Source organism: Chitinophaga sp. (assembly GCF_039596135.1).
In the GTDB taxonomy this organism is placed as follows: Bacteria; Bacteroidota; Bacteroidia; order Chitinophagales; family Chitinophagaceae; genus Chitinophaga.
In genome coordinates this window covers 35,541-42,861 of record NZ_JBCNKH010000052.1, presented here as the reverse complement: position 1 = coordinate 42,861, position 7,321 = coordinate 35,541, and the positions used below count along the sequence as shown (strand labels likewise).

Annotated in this window: 4 protein-coding genes; all 4 read left to right on the top strand. The window is 46.5% G+C overall.

Going from position 1 to position 7,321, the window contains the following annotated elements; translation table 11 throughout:
• Positions 1-840: T9SS type A sorting domain-containing protein (locus ABDW16_RS23670; protein WP_343673205.1), on the top strand; the 840-nt coding region annotated here is incomplete at its 5' end.
• 57 nt (positions 841-897) lie between these two features.
• Complete coding sequence (locus tag ABDW16_RS23665) at positions 898-4,464, top strand: gliding motility-associated C-terminal domain-containing protein (protein WP_343673204.1); 3,567 nt, start codon at positions 898-900, stop codon at positions 4,462-4,464.
• 2 nt (positions 4,465-4,466) lie between these two features.
• Positions 4,467-5,456, top strand: coding sequence for a type IX secretion system membrane protein PorP/SprF (locus ABDW16_RS23660; RefSeq protein ID WP_343673202.1), 990 nt, complete (start codon positions 4,467-4,469; stop codon positions 5,454-5,456).
• An 11-nt stretch (positions 5,457-5,467) separates the two neighbouring features.
• Positions 5,468-7,240, top strand: coding sequence for an OmpA family protein (locus tag ABDW16_RS23655; RefSeq protein ID WP_343673201.1), 1,773 nt, complete (start codon positions 5,468-5,470; stop codon positions 7,238-7,240).
• The last annotated feature ends 81 nt before the right edge of the window (positions 7,241-7,321 follow it).

Genomic DNA, 7,321 nt, shown 5'->3' with positions numbered 1-7,321 from the left:
AACGGCTGTACCGCCACCACCGCTACACCCGTCACTCAAAACATCACCCCACCTGCAAACATCCAGGCTTCCAACGACGGCCCACTAACCTGTCTTAAATCCGACGTCATCATCACCGGTACATCCTCCACAAACGGATCTACCTTCAAATGGACAGGTCCAAACAATTTCACGGCCGCCACCGCATCCGCAATCGTTACTGCACCTGGTACCTATACCTTGTCTGTCACCAATCCAAACAACGGATGCGTAGCCACCACAAACACACCAGTCGTTCAAAACACAACTTTACCAGCAGCCGTTATCCTGCCACCAGCCACCGCTCCTGATCCATTATCAGTAGACCTCCTCAGCGCTCAAAGCGTCACCAACGCTAACTACCAGTGGTCCCTCGCCTCCGCTGACAACAGCTGGTCTATCATCGACGGAGACAAAACCGCCACCGTCCTCTATCAATCAGGAAACGTCAACATCAGTGGCATTTTCACCCTGCTGGTAACCGACAAATCCAACGGCTGTCAAAATACCGCCACCTATACTTTAAACACAGCATCGCTCACATTACAAAAAACAGCATCGCTGGAATTTAATGCCTATCCAAATCCATTTACCGATCAGCTCTCCGTCACCTTCAAATCACCAATAAACGGAAACGTATCCGTAGAAATCTATGGAAACCTGCTCGGTAACAGAGAAAGCATTTTATTCAATGAAAACGCCAAAGCCGGACAGACTTACAAAGTAGTATTCAGATCTGCCAGCCTGCCTGCTGGCCTGCACTACTGCGTAATCCGTACCAATGGAAAAGTATACACTAAAAAACTGATACTGGTCAGATAAAAGCCCCCCGCACCCTGCAGCAATGCAGGGTGCTTCATTCCACCTAAATCCTATACGATGAAACGTAGCATCCTCCTATTGATATTCCTCTGCTTCTTCAGTGGCAGACCTGCTCAAAGAGCAGACGTGATCGCCATGGACGAATTAACAAGAGCTGAAGAAGGTGGCCCCAATGGCATTATCTCCTTCCACCTCCTGAATGGAACCGTAGCCCCCAGCGATATCACCATCACCTACTCCGTCAATGCCACTGTCACTGACCCGGCAGATAACGGCGTAGACTACACAACACTATCCGGCACTATCATCTTAAAAGCAGGCAATTCCGACGTCCAACTCACCATAGACGTCATCGACGACCTGCTCATCGAAGGCGATGAAAGTATCGAAATTGGCCTGCTCACCGCCACCGACGCCAGCGGCACCACTTATCTCGGTACCCAGCGAACCCTCACCGCCAAACTGATCGACAACGATAACCGACTAAAAATTACCAAAACCACCGACGGCAAAGAACTCGGCAATGGCAACGCCAGCCCGGGCCAGTTTCAAATCAGCCTCCCCGGTACATTGACTTACAATGAAGACATCCTCGTAAAATATACAGTCGACGGCGCCAGCTCCGCCACCGGAGGCGCAGGCTCCACCTTCGATTACAACAACTCCAACATGACAGGAGAAATCATCCTCCCTGCAAATACCAACAGTGTACTGCTACCTGTGAACGTAAATGACGATCACATCATAGAACCCACCGAAACCGTTCAGTTAACCCTGCAAACCGTCAGCCACTCCTCATCCGGAGCCATGACATTTTCTCCCAACCCCGCAAATATTTCAGCAATTGTAAACATCGAAGACGACGATGTAAACATCCCCATCGGCATTCAATCCACCACCGACGGCAAAGAACCCGGCGGCACCGGCAATGACGGCAGTTTCACCATCGGATGGCCTGCCAACACTTACGCCACCGGCTTCGTACTCGTAAGGTATACCATCACCGGTACGGCTACTAACGGTACAGATTACACAACCGTTGCCTTAACGAAAAACATCCCCGCAGGCACCAGCACCGTTCAGATTCCTATAACCGTAAAAGACGATAACCTGATAGAAGGGCCCGAAACAGTCATCCTCACCATCACAGGTTTCTCAGTAGGTACTGGCGTACCTACCCTTACCACAGGCACCAGCGTTGGCACCGTTACCATCGCCGATGATGATATCATGGCATCCAAACAATGGAAATCTGCCAGCTATACAGGTACCACCGTCACCGCAGGTCAAACTATTGCCTACACCATTCACCTGCGCAACACAGGAAACGTAGCGATAAGCAATGCGAAGATCTCTGACATTATCCCTGCTAATACTATCTTCAAGACTGCCGATGACGGCATCACGCCTGATGCAACAGGCAAACTGACATGGACCATCCCAACCATCGCCGTTGGTACTACCATCACAAAAAACTTTACCGTCACTGTAGCAAACGATCTCACCGGCGTCACCAACATCACCAACACTGGTAATGTAGATATCGGAGACGGTACTGGTGATCATCCCACCACTCCACCCGATCCCAACAACCCCAATGAACCACATTCCAACCCGGATCCAAACGACCCGTCCACCAACGTACCCGTAGATGATGGAGGTAAAAAATCTATCAGCTGGAAAAGCACGGAATTCGCTGATACCGCAAAACCGGGCGATGTGATTACTTATAATATCCATGTCCGCAATACAGGACACGTCACCCTCACCAATGTGATCGTCACCGACATGATTCCCGCATATACTGAATTCGTAGATGCAGATGAAGGTATCTCACCCATAAGCGGCAAACTGACATGGACAATTGCAACTATTCCCGTAGGTGCTCCTGATGTAATCAGAACTTTCCGAGTGCGTGTAGTGAATGACCTCACAGGTGCCACAAGCATTACAAATACTGCTGCTGTAGACAATGGAGATGGCACCGGAGATCATCCCACCACTCCTCCCGATCCTACAGACCATAATAATCCACATCCTAACCCTGATCCCAACGATCCCTCTACGGATATTCCCGTAAACAATGCACCCACATCTCTCAACTGGAAAAGCGCGTCATATACCGGCACAGGGGCAGGAGGGATGGTAAAGACAGATGATGAAATCACCTACACTATCCATATCAGGAATACTGGAAATGTAGCATTGAGCAACATAGTCATCACTGACACCGTACCTGCATATACAGAATTTGTAAGTGCAGATGAAAGCATTGCACCTATAAACGGCAAACTCACATGGACAATCACTAACATCCCTGTCGGTGCTGCCGATATTACCCGCAGCTTTAAAGTAAAAGTAGCAAAGGACCTCACCAACGCTGGCTTCATCACAAACACTGCCTACGTTGATGGTCATCCTACCACACCTCCCGATCCTAACAATCCCAATGAACCGCTATCCAACCCTGACCCTAACAACCCATCTACAGAAATACCTGTGGACAATGGTAAGGTCTCCGCAATCTGGAAGAGTGCAGCCTACACGCCCAGCGGACCAAACGGTGGTGTAACCACAGGAGACGAGATTACCTATACCATTCATATTCGCAACACAGGAAGTATTAAGCTGGACAATGTAAAGATCACTGATACCATCCCTGCCTACACTGATTTCGTTAGCGCAGATGAGAATATCACTCCCAACGACGATCAACTGGTCTGGACTATTCCCGAAATAGCAGTAGGTGCTCCTGACATCACCCGCTCATTCAAAGTAAAGGTAACCACTGACCTTACCGGCGCTACCTTTATCACCAATACTGCCGGTGTAGACAATGGCAACGGAAAAGGTAATCAGCCAACTACCTCTTCTGATCCCAATGATCCAAATAATCCCGACCCCAATCCTCCGCCTGGCCCTGCTACTAACATAGCTGTAGACAAACTTGTAAACTGGCTTACCTGGAAAGTAGCGACTCCTGCCAGTAAAAACGAAAAAGTAAAACCCGGCGAAGAACTTACTTACCAGATCTTCGTCAGGAATACCGGCAACACGGCAGTTGAAAATATCACAATCACAGATCCCGTTCCTCAATACACCACATTCGTAAGTGCAGGTGAAAACGGCACTGAAAGTAACGGCAATGTTGTATGGCACATCGATAAGATCGCCGTAGGCAATACTACTGAAGTCTCTATGATCGTAAAAACTATCGACAACCTCGACAGCATTCCTGTCATTGCCAATACCGCTTCTGTTACAGATGGTACAAACACAAAACCTACATCTGGTTGTGACCCTGCAGTAGCGGGTTGTAGTGGCGACCCCGGTACATACACCGAAACCACACCGGGTAAATCATTACTCTCATTCGCCAATGCGATGAGTCCAAATGGAGATGGCAAGAATGATTTCTTTGTCATCAAGGGACTTGAAAAATATCCTCCTGCCAGCTTATTTGTATTCAATCGCTGGGGCGATATGGTGTTCCAGTCAAAAGCATATCATAATGAATGGAACGGAGCAGGATTAAGCGAAGGCGTATACTACTACAAACTCGAAATAGACGAAGGCGAAGGAATAAAACAATATACAGGATGGGTAATCTTAAAAATCAAATGATCATGCGCTCACTCATACTATGCTTGTTCCTGATAGCGGCATTACATGCAACTGCACAGCAGGATGTGCAGTTCAGTCAATATATCTTCAATGGCCTGAGTGTAAACCCTGCTTATGCAGGATATAAAGGAACCTGGTACCTCAACACCATTGCCAGACAACAATGGACAGGCTTACCCGGAGCTCCCCGCACTGGCGGTGTATCGATTGACGGTCCGCTGCGCAATGATAAAGACAAAGCGGGAATGGGACTGGGTGTACAGGTAATGGCAGACAGGTTGGGACCGCAGCAATCATATTCTCTCTATGCATCTTATGCTTTCAGCATTCCATTGAATGAAAACCGTACAAAGCATCTATCCTTCGGCTTAGGTGTAGGCGCAGTGCAGTATCACCTGGATGGAAATAATCTGCAATACTTTGATGCAGAAGATGCAGTTTTCCCGGGTGGAGGCGTCAATACCATTTCGCCGGATGCACGCTTTGGTATTTATTATCATGCCCCTTCATTCTATCTGAGTGTATCAGCACTGGACCTATTCAGCAATTATCTCACCTCCGATTATAAGTGGAAAGGATATAATTATGAGAATATCCGAAAGACCATGCACTTGTACCTATCCACAGGGTTTATGGCATCTCTTTCAGATCAGGTGAAACTGAAACCTTCAATTATGATCAAAGATGATCTCAAAGGTCCTACAAATATAGATATCAATGCCATGCTGCTGATCGAACGTGTTTTTTGGATAGGTGGCTCTTACCGCACAGCTTTGCCGGTATGGCGTAAATCACTACCATCCAGTCTCAGTGCAAAAAATGCTGCCAGTGCAATTGTTGAATATTACATCAACGATACTTACAGAATTGGCTATGCATATGACTTTAACATCAACGAACTGGCCAATGCACAAAGCGGCTCTCACGAAATCTCAATAGGTATATTATTCCGATCTAAAAAGTATAGCGTATCAAGTCCAAGGTATTTTTAAAACAAGTAAAGATGTTGCGTAAACTAATATTATTTATATGTCCATTGTTTATTCCATTATTCCTTTACGGACAGGAAGATAAAAGTCTGACGGAGCTGGGGGATGAAGCATTTGCAAGACAGGAGTATGCCGAAGCCGAAAAATTGTACGGGGAACTGGCGGAGAAGAGAAAGGCACCTTTATCCATACTTGAAAAAACAGCGCGATGTTATATTGAAATGACAAGGTTTGAAGAGGCAGGTAAGTGGTATTTTAAAATGCTGCAGCGTCCCGGCTGCCCTTCTATAATTAATATATTATATGGAGAAACGCAAATGAATATCGAACGATATGACACTGCCAGAAAATATATTGCCCTTTACAATGCTGCCAGTTCAGATAGCACCCAATGGAAAAACAGGCTGCTATCAGGTTGTGACAGTGCATTGCGCTGGAAGAAGGAGCCGCAGACAATGGCTCTCGAAAATATAAAAGAACTAAGTACACCAGGCGCTGATTGGATAAGTGGCGTAGTAAGAGATGGCTTGCTATTGGTCTCTAATGGCTATCGTAAAATGTCTTTGACTACAGGCTCAGAGCGTAATCCTGATATAGACCCTCGTGTTGATCAGCCTTATTTTAAACCATATATCTTTAAACAATATCAGAAAGGTAGCAATGCCAACACTTACCTGGAAGAAGTGCTGCCTAAACTGCTGGGCAAACTTCCTTACCATGTAGGTCCTGTTTGCTTCAATGCCCGGGAAGACACGGCCTACATTACTCTGAACGCTGATGTTTTTAACAAAAAGAAGAAAGGCCCCATCAACGGGCAGCGCCTGATGTCTTTATACTGGTCTTTTAAAAAAGGGGATGAATGGTCCCCATTGGTTCCCATCACGACATTGAACGCGCCCGGTAGTTACACCGGCAATGTTGTAATCAGTGGCCGGATACTTTACCTCGTTTCTGACAGACCTGGAGGCATAGGGAAAACAGATCTCTGGTACAGCGAGCGACAATCTGATGGCTCCTGGGGTACGCCAAAGAACTGTGGAAATGTTATTAACACACCATGGGAAGAAACTTTCCCAACTATTAACGAATCCGGTGTTCTTTATTTCTCAAGTAAGGGACACATCGGCATAGGTGGCTTCGACATCTTCCGCGCTGTAGGCAGTGGTAGTCAGTGGAGCACACCTGTCAATCTAAAAACGCCATTCAACTCGGGAGCTGATGATCTTGGTTTCATTATGAAAGACAATTTCTATGAAGGCTATTTTGCCTCCAATAGAAATGGTGGGAGTGGGGGAGATGACGTCTATCATTTTTTGGAAACGCATTTCACAGAAAAGGTAGAGCATAAGCCAACTACCCCTGTGGTTACATCCGTTCCACCACCTCCCCACGATAACAAAAAAACACGTACGGCAGAAGACAGTGCTGTCATCGATAAGCTGGAACACCTCTGCTTTTATTACGATTACAATAGTGCTGTTCTGTTGACAACTTCCAGGGAAATGCTGGATAGGGTAGCAGTGGTGCTTAAAGATTACCCTGAATGGAAATTGATGGTCCGTTCCTATACAGACAGCCGTGGTTCTGACAGGTATAATATTGATTTATCAGCGTTACGCTGTTATGCAGTCATTGATTACCTGATCAAAAAAGGAGTTTCGCCTAAGAATCTTTACTATGAAAACCTTGGAGAAAAAGAGCTTGTGAATCCATGTGCAGATGGTGTGCCGTGTGATGAGGAGGAACATAGGAAGAACAGGCGATCTATGTTGAAGGTGTTTTATTAGTAGATGAGCGCTTTTAAAAGAGATGATGTATTCCCCCCTGAAAACAAAAAAGGGACTGATCATCTTTTTGATAATCAGTCC